The sequence below is a fragment of the Bacillus sp. NP247 genome, from assembly GCF_018966865.1.
Taxonomy (GTDB): domain Bacteria; phylum Bacillota; class Bacilli; order Bacillales; family Bacillaceae_G; genus Bacillus_A.
Genome location: NZ_CP076653.1, coordinates 2334989 through 2353703 on the forward strand (window position 1 = coordinate 2334989; position 18715 = coordinate 2353703).

An 18715-nucleotide genomic window follows, 5' to 3' on the forward strand; every position below is an offset into this window, starting at 1 on the left:
TTTCCAATTACAAGTAAAAATTTATTTACAAATTTTAAAAAAACATTCCACTGAATGCCTTCTCTAACAAAGTACGATAGTAATTAGGTTTATATCGGCGATTCTCCGAATATATCGAATTACCGACAAACACTGACAACCGCTGCACGATAATCATAAGAAAAAGCCGTTCCCAAATACCTTTGAGAACAGCCTCTTCCTCCTACTACATAAATCCTAATGCCCATACAAGAATGTATCCAAGAACCGATAGACAAACCGAGCCAATCAGCCCTGCGACGAATGCCCTACTTCCTAATTTGCGGAACGTTTTAAACTCTACATTTAAACCTAGCCCTGCCATCGCCATTGCAATAAGCATGTACGCAATTACTACAATATATCCGGCAACAAATTCTGGGATAATCCCAAGCGAATGCACCGCACTCATTGCTAAAAATCCAAAGATAAACCAAGGAATCGGAAGGTCTCGCCAAGATCGTTTTTCCTCGCTACCTTCACTCTTACCAAACCATAATCCAATTAAAATTGCTACTGGCACAAGCATCGCAACGCGCGTTAGCTTCACTATAACTGCGATGTCTACAGCCGTACTTCCTCCTGGCGCCGCAGCTGCGATGACATGAGCGATTTCATGCAGCGTCGCACCTGAGAATACACCGTAACCGTACGGAGATAAGCCAAGCACTGGATATAATAATGTATAAATAAGTGTAAATATTGTACCTAAAATTGCAATGATTGCGGCACCAACCGCCGTTTCATCGTCCTTTGCTTTCACTTGTGGTGCAATCGCCACGACCGCTGCCGCGCCACAAATTGCAGTCCCGCACGCCGTTAAAATCCCAAGTTTCTTTTCTACTTTAAATACTTTTGTCAGTCCATATACAACGAAAATTGTAAATGTAATAACAACCGCTGCGATGACCAATACTTTCGGCCCCGCCTTCGCAATATCAACAAGATTTAATCGCATTCCAAGTAAGATAATCCCAAAGCGAAGCAACTTCTTACTCGCAAAGTTCGTTCCCGCTATCGCCTCTTGAGGAATCCCGATCGCCGCGCGCCAAACCATCCCAATTAGAATAGCAATTACTAATTGTCCCATAATATTTAAAAATGGAAGCTCCGCTAAATATTTCGCGGCAATGGCGATTAATAATGTAATCCCAATACCTTGTGAAAATCCAAAGCCCTTCTTCTTTTGTATAACAAGTGTTTGTTCCACTTCGTACCACCCCAATGATCATATTGGAACATGCATGTTCTTTCTACTTACATTATAAGAGAGTTTTAATAATAAGTTTAATATCAATATTGAATCCCTATCATCAGAAATACTTATGATAAAATGAAAACAAAAATAAAGGGGCCTAACAAATGAACGTCGACATTTTAAAAATCTTTGTTACTGTCGTTGAGCAAAAGCATTTTTCGCGTGCTGCGGAACTATTAAACCTTTCACAACCCGGTGTAAGCATGCATATACGCAACTTAGAAAACGAATTTGGAACTACACTCATTCAGCGCTCCCCGAAGCATGTCCAAGTTACGGAAGCCGGAAACATATTATACATACATGCAAAACAAATGCTCTCTCTTTATGAAGATGCAAAACAGGAAATTAACGAGCTGCATAACGTCGTAACAGGAACACTTCGCATCGGCGCTAGCTTTACAATTGGTGAATACTTACTTCCGAAAATACTTGCGCGCTTTGCCAATGAAAATCCGCACGTCGAAGTTCATACCCTTATCTCTAATACAGAAGAAGTTTTGCAAAGCCTTCGTTCTAATCAAATTGATATCGGCTTAGTGGAAGGCCAAGTCGTATACGCTGACGTAGATGTTGAAACTTTTATGCAAGATGAAATGAAACTCGTCGTCCCTCCAAATCATCCATTACTTCACATCGAGGATATAAACGAAGCTACTCTCCAAGACCAAGTATGGGTATTAAGAGAAAGTGGCTCTGGGACACGTGCCTATAGCGATCGTTTTATTCATCAACATCATTTAAAAATGAAACGATTCTTTACATTTAGTAGCATTCAAAGTGTAAAGGAAGCCGTCGCTGCCGGGCTTGGCATCGCTATACTTTCTGATTGGACCGTGCGGAAAGAACTACTAGCTCAAGAACTATTCCACGTCGAAGTTCCAACTGAAAAACTAATCCGTCCATTCTCCATCGTGCGCGGCAAATATTTCATTCCGTCTAAAGCCATTCAAGTGTTTTTAAATCATGTAGATTCTTTTGCGAAAAAACAGAGTTGACCCTCACATTAGTGTGAAGGTTTACAATACATGTAAAAGGAGTGAAATGCAGTGCGAATTGGAGAGTTATCAAAAGAAACTGGCGTTAGCGAAAGATCACTAAGACATTATGAAGAAAAGGGATTGCTCCCTTCAAATCGCCTCACAAACGGCTATCGTGATTTCGATCAAAGTGCCATTGAAAAAGTAGAGCTTATCCAAATGTACTTACAGCTCGGCTTAAATTTAGAAGAGACCGCAAGAATGCTGCGTTGCCTCGAAATCGAACCACATCTATACGAAAATCCATGCAGCAGTATCCTTGCACTTTACGAAGATAAGCTCAATGAAGTAACAAGGCAAATCTCATTACTTTCCAACATTCAAACGAATTTACAAAAACACGTTTCACTCCTAAAACAAGAAAAAGAAAAGGGATGATTGCATGTTTGTTATACACGGCAGTTCAAGACAAAACGGAAATACGGAATCTTTAACACATATGATGATTGATGGAATTGAAACAGAACAAATTTATTTGCGTGATCATACCATTTATCCTATTACAGATCAGCGCCATGATGCAGAAGGATTTCAACCTGTAAATGATGACTACGAGCAGTTAACCAAACGCATGCTAGAGCACGACACGATTATCTTTGCTACACCACTATACTGGTACGGAATGAGCGGCCATATGAAAAACTTCGTTGATCGCTGGTCACAAAGCTTACGCAATACCTCTCTTCATTTCAGAGAGAAAATGAAAGGTAAAAAAATGTACGTTGTCATCGTTGGTGGAGACAATCCGAAACTGAAAGCATTGCCACTTATTGCTCAATTCCAATATATCTTTGATTTTGTTGGTTCATCATTTGAAGGGTATATTATCGGGGATGCGAACGGATTAGATGAAATCAAAAATGATGCTGAAGCACTCACAAAGGCACAACTGTATAATAGCGAATTTAAAAATAGCCAACAGAAATAAGTTTGACAAGCCCGTTTGTATGCGCATACAATAAAAATAATATTATGAAAGGAAGGTACTTTGACCAATGAAGTTCTAATTCTCTTATTTATTTCATCCATCACAAATAGTGAACAAAAATGATGAAAACTAGCAGGGGATTAGTCTGTCCATTTGTCGATACTTTCTTTCGAGACGATCATGTGAAAAATCGTTTATTTATGTACGATTTTTACATTGAAGGGCGACGTTTATCCTCTCTAGTGAAACTAGGGAGGTTTTTTTATGACTATTTTAATCGCACGTAATATCGAAAAGAGCTTTGGTGATCGCACCATATTTACGTTACCATCACTAGAAATTCAAGCAAACGATCGTATAGGAATTGTCGGAGTCAACGGAGCTGGAAAATCTACGTTATTACAAATATTAAGTAAAGAAATAGAAGCTGACAAAGGAACAGTAACTCATCATAGTTCTATCGCCATCATTCCTCAGCTTAGCGAAGAAATACCGGAAATCACTTCTTCCCTCGCTAAAGGAAAATGGAATATTTCAAACGTCGCAAATTCAATGAGCGGCGGTGAACGAATGCGCCTAAAGATCGCCCATGCCCTCGAACAAGATGCAGGCATTCTATTTGCTGATGAGCCAACAAGTCACTTAGATATGTTTGGTACAGAGCAATTAGAAAAGACATTTTTATCTTATAACGGTGCACTTGTTTTAATATCGCATGATCGTGATTTTTTAGATGCCATATGTACAAAAATCATCGAAGTTGAAGACGGTACTATTCAAGAGTACAAAGGGAATTATTCAAACTATCGAAAGCAAAAAGAACGTGAGCGAATACAAAAGCAAGCAGAATATGATCAATATATACAAGAAAAAAATCGGTTAGAACAGTCAATTTCACAAAGAAAGCAACGTGCTTCTAGCATGACAAAAATCCCAACACGGTTCAGTTCATCTGAATCTAAACTTTATAAGTGCAGCGGGGCTCATGGGCAAGAAAATGTTAGCAAAGTAGCGAAAGCACTGGAAACACGCCTTGAAAAGTTGGAACAGAAAGAAAAACCGAAGGACTTTTCTCAAGCTCAGTTTGACGTACAATACCACACACCAATTCATAGTAAAGCAGTTGTTCAGTTTAATAAAACAACGAAGAAAATAGGGGATCGCACACTATTTAAAAATATGAATGGAACAATTGTCCCTGGGGCAAAGCTTGCTATTTTAGGGGCAAACGGAAGTGGGAAAACAACTTTGTTCAAAATGCTTCTCGCGAACGAGCGTGGCATTCAGCTTTCGAAAAGTTGTAAAATTGGATACTTTGAACAAACATTATCTATTTTAAAAACAGATAAAACAATTTTAGAAAACGTTCTAGAAGAAACAAACTACACAGAATCGTTCGTTCGAACAATACTTGCAAGGCTCCTATTCCGCCGTGAAGATGTTCATAAACCTGTGCACGTCTTAAGTGGTGGAGAACGCATGAAGGTTGCACTCGCAAAAGTATTTTTAGGAAACTATAATATGCTTCTGCTCGACGAACCGACAAACTATTTAGACTTGGCAACGCAAGAAGAATTAGAAAGCATGTTACAAGAGTATCCTGGCACTATACTTTTCATTAGCCATGACCGTGCCTTTATTCGTTCTGTTGCAGACCATATTCTACAAGTAGATGAGAGCGAACCACGAATATTCCATGGCAATTACGAGCAATACATCAAAAGAACCAACCAAGCTTCCGTAAACGTTACTGAACAAGAATTATTGCGATTACAGACAAAATTAACAGAAGTCATCAGCCGAATTTCTATACCCAATCATCACGATGACATCACATTTCTTGAACAAGAATATGAAAAATTATTAGTTCAAATTCAGCGGTGTAAAGAAGTGCTCTAATGTCTTCCCTATATATCGACGGGACCTTCCACATTTCCCAAGAAATATCGCGGCTTCGACATAAAGATAATATTAGACACCACAATAACAAAAAGCCGTGCACCAGCACGGCTTTTCACTTTATCTTGCTATTTGTGGGCAGTAAATGCCCGATTGGTGAAGGCTAATAACCAGTGGGGATGTTGCCCCCCACTGATTAAAGTTTCACTTTATATACGGACAGCAGTCCCGCTCACTGCAACCATTAGCATTCCTTCGCGAACTACTTCGTAATCCACGTCGATACCAACGATGGCATTCGCATTTTTTTGTCTTGCGAGAGTTTTCATCTCTTCCATTGCAATGTCGCGCGCTTCTTTTAATTTGCTTTCATAAGCACCTGCACGACCGCCGACAACGTCACGGACAGAGGCAAAAAGGTCACGAACGATATTCGCACCCATAATCGCTTCTCCATTCACGATATCGATATACTCAATAATTTCTCTTCCTTGAATTGTAGACGTTGTTGTTACAATCATACTTTAGAGCCCCCCATATGAGATTTCTACCCACTTATGGTGCACTAATTCAGCAGAAATTATATTTAGGAACTAAACTGCGCTTCATATAACCTGCTATATCCTCCGCCTTGCTCAATTAGTTCCTCATGTGAACCTTGTTCTGCAATACCTTCTTTATTTACAACGACGATACGATCTGCATTTTTAATAGTTGCAAGCCTGTGAGCGATAACTAATGTTGTACGGCCGACAGATAGTTCAGCAAGTGATTTTTGGATAGCAAGTTCTGTCTCTGTGTCTAGCGCAGAAGTTGCTTCATCTAAAATTAAAATTGGCGGGTTCTTCAAGAACATACGGGCAATTGCTAAACGCTGCTTTTGTCCTCCTGAAAGTTTCACACCACGCTCACCAATAACTGTCTCTAAACCGTCTGGTTGCGAGTAAATTAAGTCCTCCAACTGGGCACGTTTTACCGCCTGCCAAATTTCAGCTTCTGAAGCTTTTAAGTTTCCGTAAGCGATATTTTCACGAATTGTTCCTGAGAATAAGAAAACATCTTGCTGCACAATTCCGATTTGCTTACGAAGTGACGATAACGTCATCTCTTTCGTGTCAATGCCATCAATTTGAATCGATCCGGATGAGTGTTCATAAAAACGCGGTAATAAACTACATAGTGTTGTTTTCCCTGCCCCTGATGGCCCAACGAAAGCAACTGTTTCACCTGCATGTATTTTCAAATTAATATCTTTTAAAATCGGCTCTTTATTTTCATATCCGAACGTGATGTTATTGTATTGAATATCGCCGTGTACATGTTTAACTTCGATTGCATCTTTAGAATCTACAATATCCGGCTCTGTTTCCAGAAGTTCTACATATCTTTTAAAACCAGCGATTCCTTTCGGATAACTTTCGATAACCGCATTAATTTTTTCAATTGGGCGGAAGAAAATATTCGTTAATAAAACGAATCCGATAAATCCACCGTACGTTAATTCACCTTGCAGTACGAACCATGTACCACATATTAATACAAAGAGTGTTACAAGGCGCATGAGCATATAACTAATAGATGAATTTAACGCCATAATTTTATACGCCATTAATTTTGTTGTACGGAAACGAGCATTGTTTACAGCAAATTGCTCTTTCTCAAACTTTTCATTTCCGAATGCTTGTACAACGCGGATACCACCAACATTGTTCTCGATACATGCATTAAAATCAGCAACGTCTGAGAATAAACGTCTAAACGTACCTGTCATTTTTTTATTGAAGTAAAGTGCCAACCATAATAAGAATGGAATTACGAAGAATGTTAGAAGTGCTAACTTCCAGTTAATCATCATCATAAATGAAAATGCTCCGACTAAAGTCATAATGGCAATGAATAAATCTTCTGGTCCATGGTGAGCAATTTCCCCAATTTCCATTAAATCGTTTGTAAGACGTGAAATTAAATGACCTGTTTTATTATTATCAAAAAATCTGAATGATAGCTTTTGAATATGATCAAATAATTTCTGTCTCATATCAGTTTCAATGTTAATACCAAGCATATGTCCCCAATATGTAACAACGTATTGCAAACCTGCATTTAACACGTAAACTGCGAATAAACCGAAACAAGCCCATAAAATAAGCGTCCAGTTTTGCCCTGGTAATAACTTATCAATAAATTGATTTACGATAAGCGGGAAACCAAGTTCGAGTAAACCTGCGATAACTGCACAGGAAAAATCAAGTATAAATAAACCTTTGTACGGTTTATAGTAAGAAAAAAATTTACGTAGCATATCTTTCCTCCCTTTTCCAAATTAAAAGACTCTCTAAATGATAACCATTATCAAATAATTATTCAAGTTATCCGTCTATGAAACTAAAAAAACCTTCATCTGTGTTTGATGAAGGTTTCCATTTTATTTTATATAGCTTCCGAATCCCACTCATGCTCTTGCTGGACAAACACAACACCTAATTCATGATGTCCCCCGGCGTATAATGCTGTTTGAGCAAGACGAAGCTCACCATTTGTATCTACTACTTCTAATTTACAAAATGCTCCTGTCGTCTTCGTTTGAAGCGCGTCATAAAACTCTTCGGTACTTCTTGGAATAATTCCATTTACTTTCGTAATAACTTCTCCAGGCTTTAAATTCATCTCTGCCCCAATTGTATTCGGAATTGTATCTAACACAACAAGTCCATCATCACGTGCTGCAAAGTATGCTGGTCTTTTCTCGTCTGCAATTTTCTCTTGCATCGAGATTGTAAAGCGCCCAAGCATTGCGACTCCCATCGCGATAATTGCGAGTACGTGCCACCAATAACTTGCGACACCTAAAACGAGTACGAGCCCTGCTAATCCATAGACACGTCTTCCTGTAAATAATAAAGCTTCTGTCGGCTCATAACTTCTAACCTTTCTCATAAATCCAATTAAAAATGGAACGAGGAATAAAGAGTATGTAGTCGAACCTATTGAAACGACAGGCCACCAAGAAATAAATCCTGTCACCGCGTCTCCTGGTATAAGAATAAATACTGGCACAAGCCATAAACGATTTGATTCATGTAGCCCAATTCGTAGCCCACGCTTACCTTTGTTAATTTTCGGCGTAGAATAGCGAACTGCATTTTTAGAGATTAATAACCCCTCTACAACGAGCATAACGCCTAATAAAATAGCAAGGGATACAATCGTACCCTCTTCACCTTCTCCAAGCTGTAAGAAGGAAACTGGCATCTTAGACGATAACAACACGAGTGCAATAGCGATTCCGAAAGTATAAGCTACAGATAAATATCGATACATAGCAATTAATCCGAATAATAACGTCCAAAGTAAAATTGCCCATAAACTCGCTTTTGAAACAACAAGCCCAAGCCCAACCGTAATAATAGATACGATTAATCCGTACCCAATGCCTGCAAATAGAGTTGTTCGTAGTTCAAACCAAATATCATATACTTTAAAAGAAAAATCTTTTCGTTCTCGTAATATACGTAAGTATCCAACGAAGATACTACTAATTAAAAATACATAGACAGCAGGGTGTAAGAAAAAACGTCCAACTGCTCGTAGTATTTCAAAAAGCCATGCCTCCACGAATTCATTCACCACCATTTATATCATTTTTTCTTTTTATCTTATCATAACTAAAGAAATGTTTGTTTAACACATAAAAAAATACAGGCATCAAAGTGCCTGTATTCTTTCTTATTTCGCTATTAATTTCAATGCGGTTTGTAATTGTAAATCATTTTCTCCAGAACGGATTTTTTCAATGATTTTAGTTTGAATCGCTTCAGCTGTCTTTTTATCGAGTTGTCCTGTTGCTTCCATCTCATTCGCATTTTGGAATGCTTTTAGTGCTGATTCTGTCTCTTTGCTAAAGTATCCATCTTCACGTCCTGGTACATATCCTAAGCTCTTAAGCATTTCTTGCGCGTGTTTTACTTGTACATCATTTGAATTGTATGCAAGTGTCTTTTCAATTTGAATTGGCGTTGCATGATAAAAATCTGGTTGCTTTACTTCTACAGTTGGCGCGATTCCTTTTTTATGAATCCAATTGCCATCTGGTGTTAACCATTTAAACATTGTTAATTTAATGTTGCTGCCATCTTTAAATGGAACAGCCTGCTGAACAGTACCTTTACCAAACGTTTTTTCACCAATTAAATCGTATCCTTCTCCCTCTTTCAGCGCACCCGCTAAAATCTCTGAAGCAGAAGCACTTCCATTATCAATTAATACTGAAATTGGATATGACTTTCTTTCTTTCAGCTCCGTAGAGAATTTCTTCTTCTCACCATTTCGCTGTTCTACTTGTAGCATTGGTTTTTTATCTGTCATGATGTCTCCTAGTATTTCTTCTACACTATTTAAATAGCCACCAGGATTACCACGTACGTCAATAACTAAGCCTGCTATATGTTTCTTCTCTAACTCTTTTAACTGATCCTTAAATTCTTTCGCAGTATTTTCAGCGAAAGAAGTAATTTGCATATAACCGATGTCTTTTTCACTCTCTTGCTTTACGGAACTAAATACAGTGAAAATCGGAATCTTTTCACGCTTAATTTTAAATTCTATCGGATCAGCCACTCCTGCGCGCTTAATTTCAATTGCAACAGTCGTTCCTTTTTTACCACGAATTTTTAATACTGCTTCTTCACGTGATAAATCTTTCACACTATTTCCATCTACAGATAAAATTTGGTCATTCGGTTTAATTCCTATCTTTTCTGCTGGTGAACCTTTAATTGGCGATACGATAATAAGCTTACCGTCCGTCTTGTTCACTTCAGCTCCAATCCCTTCAAGTTCAGGATCTAGTGACTGACTAAACTGTTTTGCCGTTTCTTTATCCATATACGTGGAATAAGGGTCCTTCAGCGTAGACAACATTCCCTGTATCGCACCTTCGACTAATTTATCGTCTTTCACGTCTTCCACATAACGTGAATCAATTAGTGCGTACGCCTCATTAATCTTTGTCAAATTCCCTTGCGCTGTGCCAGCATTACCATTCGATACTGTTTGCGTTACATACGCTGGGTTTATCCCAAGCCAGTACATACCACCAAACATCCCGCCAGCACCAATTAAAAATGCAACAACCATTCCAATAATTGCAACTCTACGTTTCAATGCGGAATTCCCCTTTCCAGAACACACAGGTGGTGTAGCAAAAGGCATCACACGATGTGTGATGCCTTTACCTATTTCTACTATATGATAAGCTTGTACGAATTATGTTTGCAACTTTTTATACTTTTAAGAAGCGACGAATTGACATTACACTTCCCCACATACCGATTAATGCACCGATTAACACTAATAAACCAGCTAATTGGAATACGAATGGGTTGTATGGTAGAAGCTCGAAAATTGTTCCGCCAAGTTTTTCATTAAACACACCTTGCAATGAATTATATATAACTAAAATTAGGCCAATTGGAATAATTGATCCTAATACTCCTAGGAATAACCCCTCTAACAAGAACGGCCAACGAATAAACCAGTTTGTTGCACCAACAAGTTTCATAATTTCAATCTCAGTACTACGAGCATAAATTGTAATTTTAATTGTGTTAGAGATTAAGAACATCGCTGTGAATAGAAGACCAGCAATTAACGCAATCCCGATGTTACGACCAGTTTTTACAGTATCAAATAACTTTTCAACTTGACCTTTACCGTATTGAACATTACTTACAAACTGCATTTTCTCAATCTTTTTTGCAATCGCTGCTGTATCTGTTGGTTCTTTCGCCTTTACAACAAATACATCTTTCAGTGGGTTATCTTGCTCAAATAACTCGAACGTTTTTCCACTATCGCCTAAGCTTTTAATTAAACGTTTCAACTCTTCTTCTTTAGAAGAATATTTAATAGAATCTACTTTCGCAATTTTACTCATATCTTCTTCTAATTTCTTTTGATCAGCTTCTTTTGCTGCTGGATCAATATGCACACGAATTTCTACATCTTGCTCTACTTTCGTCGCAAAATGGTTCATATTCATAATCGCTGCCAAAAAGACACCTACAAGTAATAACGTAACTGTTACTGCACTTACAGAAGCAAATGTCATCCATCCGTTACGGGATAAATTTTTCACACCTTCTCGCAAATGTCGACTAAGGGTTTTAGCCTTCATATCCGTATCCTCCCTCAATCTCGTCTCGAACAATTTTTCCGCCTTCAATTGCAATTACACGATGACGAATTGTATTTACGATATCTGCGTTATGTGTCGCCATAACAATCGTTGTACCACGCTCATTAATACGTTTAAAAATACTCATAATATCAAGCGCTGTTTCAATATCTAAGTTACCTGTTGGCTCATCAGCAATTACAACCTTTGGTCTATTAACAATCGCTCTTGCAATCGCCACACGTTGTTGCTCTCCGCCTGAAAGTTCGCTTGGAAGTGCATCTGCACGATCATCTAGACCTACAAGACCTAACACTTCTGTAACACGTTCACGAATCGCATCTGGTTCTTCTTCAATTACTTCTAAAGCAAACGCAACATTCTCATATACCGTTAATTTAGGTAGCAATTTAAAATCTTGGAAAATTACGCCTAATTGACGACGGAAATATGGAACATCTCTTTCTGCTAATGTTTCAATTACAAGTCCATTTACATTAATTGATCCTGTAGATGGCTTCTCTTCACGATACATCATTTTAATAAATGTAGATTTTCCGGCTCCACTCGGTCCAACTACGTATACGAATTCACCTTGTTTAATGTTAACTGTGAGACCAGCAATGGCTTTCATACCATTTGGGTACTCCTTATAAACATTCGTCATTTTTATCATTATTTATCACCCAATACTTAATGATTTTTTTCGAAATACTTTTCTGTACATTTGAAAATAAAAGAAAAACCTTTATTTTCGCTCGACCATTCTTGTTGAAGGTAGCTTCCATACATGCTTTTTATTAGCAACGCTACTCTATGTAATATATTTCATCAAAATTCTACAAACCCCATTGTAACATCAATCGGTTTCCAATTCGGATACAATTTTGTTACAGTTATGTTACATACCAAGAAAAGGTAAACGAGCTCATGTAATTACTTAACTCGAAGCACTTTTCGGTCAAGTTATACAATAAGCTCGTTTATTAATTACGTCTCTTATTTATGCTCCGCTAACCATTCAGCTACTTTTTTCGCATCTTCACCTTGAATAATTCCTGGTGACATTGAACCGCGACCTTTTTCAATAATCTTTTCAATCTCTACTGCGTCATATTTCTGTCCTACTTTTCGTAAATCTGGTCCAGTTGCTCCTGATAAATCTTTAGCGTGACACCCTATACAACTTTTTTGGAAAATTTGTTCTGCACTATCTGTACTTGCAGATTGTTTTGATGGTTTACTCTCTTCTTTATTTCCACATGCTCCTAAAGCAAAAACGACTGATGTTCCCAGCGTAATAGCCAACAATTTCTTTTTCACTTCTATCGCTCCCCATTGTTGATATTCTTTTTATTCATAACTAGGCAATAGTTTTCATAACACATTCAATATTCATTATAAGCATTATCTTTATATAGAAAAACCAAGGTATATTTCATATTTTTTACAAATATAGTGAGAGGCCTAATAAAATAAGCTTCCATAAATTGTTTCAATTCTGTGAACACCTTAAAAAGTTCTATAAAGAGCCTTTTTCTCCAAACCAAAACTGAGAATCCCTATATAAAGCACTACTCTATTACCGCTCTGTTTTACTATTCTCTACTTTTTACAAAACAATATACGGCATTGTATTCTACATATAATCTCATCAAAAAGAGAAGTTGTCGCCTCCAACTTCTCTTCCTCTTTATTTCATCAATATAAATAAGATAAGCCTCTTTATATCCTCTTGGACCTCAACATGTGCCAACAATTCTGTTGGCTTTTTCTCTTATTAAATACGAGAACGTAAATACGCATCAATAAACGGATTAATTTCCCCATCCATAACTGCTTGTACGTTACCAATTTCTGTATTTGTACGATGGTCTTTCACAAGAGAGTACGGGTGGAATACGTAAGAACGGATTTGGCTGCCCCATCCAATTTCTTTTTGCTCCCCGCGGATCTCATCTAATTGTGCTTGTTGTTCTTCTAATTTCTTTTGATATAATTTCGCTTTCAGCATTTTCATCGCATGTTCACGGTTTTTAATTTGAGAACGCTCTGACTGACATGTTACAACCGTGTTTGTTGGTAGATGCGTTATACGAACTGCTGAATCTGTCGTATTAACGTGCTGTCCGCCTGCACCACTTGCACGATACGTATCTATTTTCAAATCTTCTGTACGCACCTCAATTTCAACTTCATCATTGAATTCAGGTACAACTTCACAAGATACGAACGATGTATGACGACGACCTGAAGAATCGAACGGTGAAATACGTACAAGACGATGTACACCTTTCTCCGCTTTCAAGTAACCGTAAGCATTATGACCTTTAATTAGTAATGTAACACTCTTAATACCAGCTTCATCGCCCGGTAAGTAGTCAACTGTTTCTACTTTAAATCCACGTTTTTCAGCCCAGCGTGTGTACATACGTAATAACATAGAACCCCAGTCTTGTGACTCTGTTCCACCTGCACCTGGGTGTAATTCTAAAATAGCATTATTTTTATCATAAGGATCACTTAATAGTAACTGAAGCTCGTACTCATTCATTTCTTGAATTAAAGTTTTCACTTCAGATTCTAATTCCTCATGTAAATCTTCATCGTACTCTTCTTTAAGTAGTTCATGCGTCATTTCTAAGTTTTCGAACGTCTCATCTAACTGACGGAACCTTCCAACCATATCTTTCAGCGCATTCGCTTCATTAATTACAGTTTGTGCGCCTTGTTGGTCATCCCAAAATCCTGCGCCCATCATCTTTTCTTCTAATTCTGCAATTTGTTTTTCCTTAGTAGGAAGGTCAAAGAGACCCCCTAAAAGCCGCTAATCTCTTAGCCATTTTTTCTAATTCTTGCCTAATTTCTACTAATTCCATTTCCTTCACCTCTATGTAATTGCTGTTACTTTCATATGAAAACAAGGGAAACTCTCTCCGCTTATTACGGAGAGAGTTTAATCCTTTTTGGTATACATTTTTGATATAAAAATTTGCAAAGCAGCCTAAACTACAGTCTCATATTACTTCCCAATACCACAGCAGTTTTTATATTTCTTGCCACTACCGCATGTACATAAATCGTTACGGCCCATTTGGTCACCTTTTACAACCGGTTTTTTCTTCGCGTCTTCGCCATCGCTTGATGGATGAACCGCTTCACCTTGAACAACTTCTTGACGCTCTAAGTTTTGCTCAATTTCAGCTTTCATAATGTAACGAGAGATCTCCTCTTCAATAGAAGCGATCATCGACTCGAACATTGCGAATCCTTCCATTTGGTATTCACGAAGTGGATCGATTTGTCCGTAAGCACGTAAATGAATACCTTCACGAAGGTGATCCATTGCATCGATATGATCTGTCCATTTCGTATCTACAACACGGAATACAACAACCTTTTCGAATTCACGCGTCTGCTCTTCAGGTAGAAGCTTTTCTCTTTCATTATAACGCTCTAATAATTTCTCGATGATTGATTCGCTCATTTCTTCTGGAGCAAGGCGACGTAACTCTTCTTCTTTTACATCTCCTTCTTCAAGAAGGTTTGTATTTAAGTAATCGACAAGACCTTTAATGTTCCAATCTTCTTCGATTTCTTCTTGCGTATGAAGTGCAACAGCACGTTCTATCGTAGATTTCATCATACCTTCAATAATGCTGCGTAAGTTCTCTGAATCCATTACTTCTTGACGTTGTTTATAAATTACTTCACGTTGTTGACGAAGTACATCATCGTATTGCAATAGCTGTTTACGTGCATCATAGTTATTTCCTTCAACACGTTTTTGTGCAGATTCTACCGCACGAGAAACCATTTTACTTTCGATTGGCTGTGAATCATCCATACCAAGACGATCCATCATCGCTTTCATATTGTCAGAACCGAAGCGGCGCATTAGTTCATCTTCCATTGATAAGTAGAACTGTGTTACACCAGGGTCCCCTTGACGACCAGAACGACCACGTAACTGATTATCAATACGACGGCTTTCGTGACGCTCTGTACCGATAACTGCTAGGCCAATGTTTTTAATATCCTCGCCTAACTTAATATCCGTACCACGACCAGCCATATTCGTCGCAATTGTTACAGCGCCTTTCATACCAGCTTCTGCAATGATATCTGCTTCACGCGCATGGTTTTTTGCGTTTAAGATATTATGACGTACACCTTTACGTGTTAACATTTTTGAAATAAGCTCTGACGTTTCAATTGCAACTGTACCAACAAGAATAGGTTGCCCTTGTTTATGACGAGTTACAATATCCTCAACAACTGCATTGAATTTACCTTCCATTGATTTGAAGATTAAATCAGCACGGTCATCACGAATAATATCTTTATTCGTTGGAATTACGATAACATTCATATTGTAAATACTACGAAATTCTTCTTCTTCCGTTTTCGCTGTACCAGTCATACCAGATAATTTTTCGTACATACGGAAGTAGTTCTGGAACGTAATTGTTGCAAGCGTCATACTTTCATTTTGAATTTCTACGCCTTCTTTTGCTTCAATAGCTTGGTGTAAACCTTCGCTATAACGACGACCTTTCATAAGACGACCAGTGAATTGGTCTACGATTACGATTTCGCCTTCTTGTACAACATAATCTGTATCAAGGTGCATAACAACGTGTGCACGAAGCCCCTGATTAATATGGTGAAGAAGTGCTACATGTTTTAAATCAAATAAGTTTTCAATGTGGAAAGCTTTCTCTGCTTTCGTAATACCATCTTCAGTTAACATTACATTTTTCGTTTTCACATCAAATGAATACTCTTTTTCATTTTCTAATGTACGAACGAATGCATTTGCAAACATGTATAGCTCTGTTGATTTTTGAGCTTGTCCAGAAATAATAAGCGGCGTACGTGCTTCATCGACTAAAATAGAATCGACTTCATCGATGATAGCAAAATTAAGTGGACGCTGAACGCACTGCTCTCTATATAACACCATATTGTCACGTAAGTAATCGAATCCAAGCTCGTTATTTGTGCTATACGTAATATCAGCAGCATAAGCAGCTTGTTTCTCTTCACGTGACATACTATTTAAGTTAATCCCTACAGTTAGGCCAAGGAACTCATGAAGTTGTCCCATTTCACTTGCATCACGTTGTGCTAAGTATTCATTGACTGTAACAACGTGAACACCTTTTCCTGTTAATGCGTTTAAATATACAGGTAAAGTAGATGTTAACGTTTTACCTTCACCTGTTTTCATCTCAGAGATATTTCCTTCATGTAAGGCGATACCACCCATTAGCTGTACGCCATATGGACGCATTCCAAGAACACGATTTGCTGCTTCACGAACAACAGCAAAAGCCTCAGGAAGTAGATCATCTACTGTCTCACCTTTTGTCAGACGTTCTTTAAATTCAATCGTCTTTCCTTTTAATTGTTCATCAGTTAGCGGCTTAATAGATGATTCTAATGCATCAATTTGCTCCACTGTCTTCTGCATACGTTTAATTTGGCGTTGGTTGACATCAAATACCTTTTTTAAAATACCGATCATAGGAAATACGCTCCTCTTTTATTAAAATAAAACTTCCGATTGCTTTCTTTTTCTCTTTACAATCAGTCGTTATAAAAATCAAATTTATGTTATGCCAATTTTTCTCCTAATTAAAAAAACTAAAATGTATAAACCTAATGATAATTGTAACACTTGTCTTATAACTATGACAACAATCGGCGGAATGTCGGTCTAGTTTCAGGGGATTTTTTTCAACTACAATCCCTACTATTTTATTTAATCTGTCCAAACAATCTAATTCTTGCTATTTCAAATTCATATTACAAATTATTTATTAAATCTAAGTAATATTCTTTCAAGCTTTCTTTTAAAGAAAATGGCTCGATTATTTTTACATTTTTACCAAAACTGGCTAAATACGAAATAATAAAGTTTATTTCCACAGGCTCATAAGTTCCTATTAAATATGTATCTCCGGGTTCTTCCCATAACTTCGATGAAAGAAATAGATCCAAATTTCACATATGCAGAAAGCCAAGAACATTATATTACCCATTCCGTTTTACAAATTGGCACTAATAAAATCATGATTGCAGAGCAGGCAATTGATTCCACACGCCCTTGGCAATTAAGTAATAGCTCATCTTTTTGTATTCAATCTAAAGATTTCCAAGCCATTGTTCGAGATCCTTTTGGAATTGTAATACAATTGACAGTAACAAGACATGACTTCTAAATCCCATTACGAAATACAAAAATAAAAATATATAAAAAAGCGCAGCCTCATTCGGCTGCGCTTTCGAATTATTATTTAGTTTCGATTAAACCATATTTCCCATCTTTACGGCCATATACAACATTAGTTTCATTTGTATCAGCATTTGTGAAGACGAAGAAATTATGTCCCAGCATATCCATTTGTAAGATCGCTTCTTCAACGTCCATCGGTTTTAAATCGAATCGTTTTGTACGTACAAGTTCTAATTCATCCTCTTCTACCGCATCCAGAACAGCTACTGCTTCTGGAAGGATAAAATTAGTTTTCACAGAACCTTTTTCACGTAATTTACGGTTTACTTTTGTTTTATGTTTACGAATTTGTCGCTCAAGTTTATCAACTACTAAATCGATAGCAGCGTACATATCGCTATTTGTTTCTTCTGCACGAAGTAATAAATCTGTAAATGGAATTGTTACCTCGATACGTTGCTTGTCAGAGTATACTTTTAAATTAACTTTAATCTCTGGGAATGTATCAAAATAACGCTCTAATTTACTTAGTTTTTTCTCTACATATTCCTTTAATGCTGGAGTTACTTCAATATTTTCACCACGAATGTTGAATTTCATAGATGAATTCCTCCTTTCAAGCCTATGTACTATAATTTCGACATTGGCTTAAAAACTCCTTCTAACTTTTTTAAAAAAATTAGTGGAATTGCGATTTTTTTATCGTTTTTTGTTGAAATGAAAAGATGCATCGTTTCTATCTTTATTTTATCCTATTAACAGCGTGAATAACGAATGTAACTGTGGACAATTGGTTACAGAAAAGAGACAACTTTTTGACAACTTCTCTGCAACAAAAAAGCCCTTGGTACGAGCAAGAGCTTTCACCATCTATATAATGCTGCTAAAAATACAGCTCTATCTTTTCCAAAAACTTAATTTTTACAGTTTCACAACATTAGCCGCTTGTGGTCCACGTGCTCCATCAACAATATCAAACTCCACTTGTTGACCTTCTTCTAACGACTTATACCCATCTTGTTGAATAGCAGAAAAATGAACAAACACATCGTCACCATCTTCACGCTCAATAAACCCAAATCCCTTTTCTGCATTGAACCATTTTACTCGTCCTTGCATGTTCATTCCATTCCCTTCACTCTTAAAATCAGGGCAT

16 protein-coding genes and 2 pseudogenes are annotated in these 18715 nt (G+C 37.4%); 5 read left to right on the plus strand and 13 right to left on the minus strand.

From position 1 onward, the window contains the following. Window positions 1-205: 205 nt before the first annotated feature. The gene (locus KPL75_RS12450; RefSeq protein ID WP_219920842.1) at window positions 206-1228 is read right to left on the minus strand and encodes a YeiH family protein; all 1023 of its coding nucleotides are present in this window, start codon (window positions 1226-1228) and stop codon (window positions 206-208) included. Window positions 1229-1380: 152 nt separating this feature from the next. Here KPL75_RS12450 and KPL75_RS12455 point away from each other — a divergent pair, with 152 nt between their 5' ends. The 4 genes from KPL75_RS12455 to abc-f all read left to right on the plus strand — a co-directional run bounded on the left by KPL75_RS12455 (window position 1381) and on the right by abc-f (window position 5143). After that, on the plus strand, window positions 1381-2274 hold the full coding sequence (locus KPL75_RS12455) for a LysR family transcriptional regulator (RefSeq protein WP_219920843.1): 894 nt from the start codon (window positions 1381-1383) through the stop codon (window positions 2272-2274). Window positions 2275-2325: 51 nt separating this feature from the next. Next, window positions 2326-2694, plus strand: a complete 369-nt coding sequence (locus tag KPL75_RS12460; RefSeq protein WP_219920844.1) for a MerR family transcriptional regulator — start codon at window positions 2326-2328, stop codon at window positions 2692-2694. Between the two features lie 4 nt (window positions 2695-2698). Then, entirely contained in the window at window positions 2699-3244 is a 546-nt protein-coding gene (locus KPL75_RS12465; RefSeq protein ID WP_219920845.1) for a flavodoxin family protein, read from the plus strand. A 264-nt stretch (window positions 3245-3508) separates the two neighbouring features. Further along, the gene (gene abc-f / locus KPL75_RS12470; RefSeq protein WP_219920846.1) at window positions 3509-5143 is read left to right on the plus strand and encodes a ribosomal protection-like ABC-F family protein; all 1635 of its coding nucleotides are present in this window, start codon (window positions 3509-3511) and stop codon (window positions 5141-5143) included. 209 nt (window positions 5144-5352) lie between these two features. On the opposite strand, the gene KPL75_RS12475 is transcribed toward abc-f, so the two are convergent. The 10 genes and pseudogenes from KPL75_RS12475 to KPL75_RS27415 form a co-directional block, all read right to left on the minus strand. After that, window positions 5353-5664: a heavy metal-binding domain-containing protein gene (locus KPL75_RS12475; protein ID WP_219920847.1), complete on the minus strand. Its 312-nt coding sequence runs from the start codon at window positions 5662-5664 to the stop codon at window positions 5353-5355. Window positions 5665-5729: 65 nt separating this feature from the next. Continuing rightward, the gene (locus KPL75_RS12480; RefSeq protein ID WP_219920848.1) at window positions 5730-7445 is read right to left on the minus strand and encodes an ABC transporter ATP-binding protein; all 1716 of its coding nucleotides are present in this window, start codon (window positions 7443-7445) and stop codon (window positions 5730-5732) included. Window positions 7446-7573: 128 nt separating this feature from the next. Continuing rightward, window positions 7574-8758 (minus strand): PDZ domain-containing protein, encoded by a 1185-nt coding sequence (locus KPL75_RS12485; protein WP_219920849.1) that lies wholly within the window; start codon window positions 8756-8758, stop codon window positions 7574-7576. Between the two features lie 111 nt (window positions 8759-8869). Next, entirely contained in the window at window positions 8870-10354 is a 1485-nt protein-coding gene (locus KPL75_RS12490; RefSeq protein ID WP_219921106.1) for a S41 family peptidase, read from the minus strand. Between the two features lie 70 nt (window positions 10355-10424). Further along, window positions 10425-11318, minus strand: a complete 894-nt coding sequence (gene ftsX, locus KPL75_RS12495) for a permease-like cell division protein FtsX (RefSeq protein WP_002112857.1) — start codon at window positions 11316-11318, stop codon at window positions 10425-10427. After that, entirely contained in the window at window positions 11308-11952 is a 645-nt protein-coding gene (gene ftsE / locus KPL75_RS12500; RefSeq protein ID WP_002112860.1) for a cell division ATP-binding protein FtsE, read from the minus strand. Before ftsE ends, ftsX begins: the two co-directional genes overlap by 11 nt. A gap of 365 nt (window positions 11953-12317) precedes the next feature. Further along, complete coding sequence (gene cccB, locus KPL75_RS12505) at window positions 12318-12641, minus strand: cytochrome c551 (RefSeq protein WP_219920850.1); 324 nt, start codon at window positions 12639-12641, stop codon at window positions 12318-12320. 457 nt (window positions 12642-13098) lie between these two features. After that, window positions 13099-14197 (minus strand): peptide chain release factor 2 gene (gene prfB, locus KPL75_RS12510; RefSeq protein WP_219920851.1). Its coding sequence is split into 2 segments (ribosomal slippage): window positions 13099-14124 and window positions 14126-14197, totalling 1098 coding nucleotides; the frame shifts between segments, so codons are not numbered across the junction. A 143-nt stretch (window positions 14198-14340) separates the two neighbouring features. Next, window positions 14341-16848 carry a preprotein translocase subunit SecA gene (secA, locus tag KPL75_RS12515; RefSeq protein ID WP_219920852.1) on the minus strand — a complete coding sequence of 836 codons (2508 nt, stop codon included), beginning with the start codon at window positions 16846-16848 and terminating at the stop codon, window positions 14341-14343. Window positions 16849-17129: 281 nt separating this feature from the next. Further along, a pseudogene (locus KPL75_RS27415) lies at window positions 17130-17309 on the minus strand (WYL domain-containing protein); the annotation flags it as partial. On the opposite strand from KPL75_RS27415, the pseudogene KPL75_RS12520 reads away from it, so the two are divergent. Continuing rightward, window positions 17306-17545, plus strand: a pseudogene (locus KPL75_RS12520) (VOC family protein); the annotation flags it as partial. The pseudogenes KPL75_RS27415 and KPL75_RS12520 sit on opposite strands and share 4 nt — an antisense overlap. A 71-nt stretch (window positions 17546-17616) precedes the next feature. On the opposite strand, the gene hpf reads toward KPL75_RS12520, so the two are convergent. After that, the gene (gene hpf, locus KPL75_RS12525) at window positions 17617-18159 is read right to left on the minus strand and encodes a ribosome hibernation-promoting factor, HPF/YfiA family (RefSeq protein WP_000671183.1); all 543 of its coding nucleotides are present in this window, start codon (window positions 18157-18159) and stop codon (window positions 17617-17619) included. 321 nt (window positions 18160-18480) lie between these two features. Beyond that, window positions 18481-18678, minus strand: a complete 198-nt coding sequence (gene cspC / locus KPL75_RS12530; protein ID WP_001990088.1) for a cold shock protein CspC — start codon at window positions 18676-18678, stop codon at window positions 18481-18483. Between the last annotated feature and the right edge of the window lie 37 nt (window positions 18679-18715).

Coding starts and splice junctions, on each gene's coding strand:
- KPL75_RS12455 (WP_219920843.1), top strand. CDS start 1,381: ATGAACGTCGACATTTTAAAAATCTTTGTTACTGTCGTTGAGCAAAAG.
- KPL75_RS12465 (WP_219920845.1), top strand. CDS start 2,699: ATGTTTGTTATACACGGCAGTTCAAGACAAAACGGAAATACGGAATCT.
- abc-f (WP_219920846.1), top strand. CDS start 3,509: ATGACTATTTTAATCGCACGTAATATCGAAAAGAGCTTTGGTGATCGC.
- KPL75_RS12475 (WP_219920847.1), bottom strand. CDS start 5,664: ATGATTGTAACAACAACGTCTACAATTCAAGGAAGAGAAATTATTGAG.
- KPL75_RS12480 (WP_219920848.1), bottom strand. CDS start 7,445: ATGCTACGTAAATTTTTTTCTTACTATAAACCGTACAAAGGTTTATTT.
- KPL75_RS12490 (WP_219921106.1), bottom strand. CDS start 10,354: ATGCCTTTTGCTACACCACCTGTGTGTTCTGGAAAGGGGAATTCCGCA.
- ftsX (WP_002112857.1), bottom strand. CDS start 11,318: ATGAAGGCTAAAACCCTTAGTCGACATTTGCGAGAAGGTGTGAAAAAT.
- ftsE (WP_002112860.1), bottom strand. CDS start 11,952: ATGAAAGCCATTGCTGGTCTCACAGTTAACATTAAACAAGGTGAATTC.
- secA (WP_219920852.1), bottom strand. CDS start 16,848: ATGATCGGTATTTTAAAAAAGGTATTTGATGTCAACCAACGCCAAATT.
- hpf (WP_000671183.1), bottom strand. CDS start 18,159: ATGAAATTCAACATTCGTGGTGAAAATATTGAAGTAACTCCAGCATTA.
- cspC (WP_001990088.1), bottom strand. CDS start 18,678: ATGCAAGGACGAGTAAAATGGTTCAATGCAGAAAAGGGATTTGGGTTT.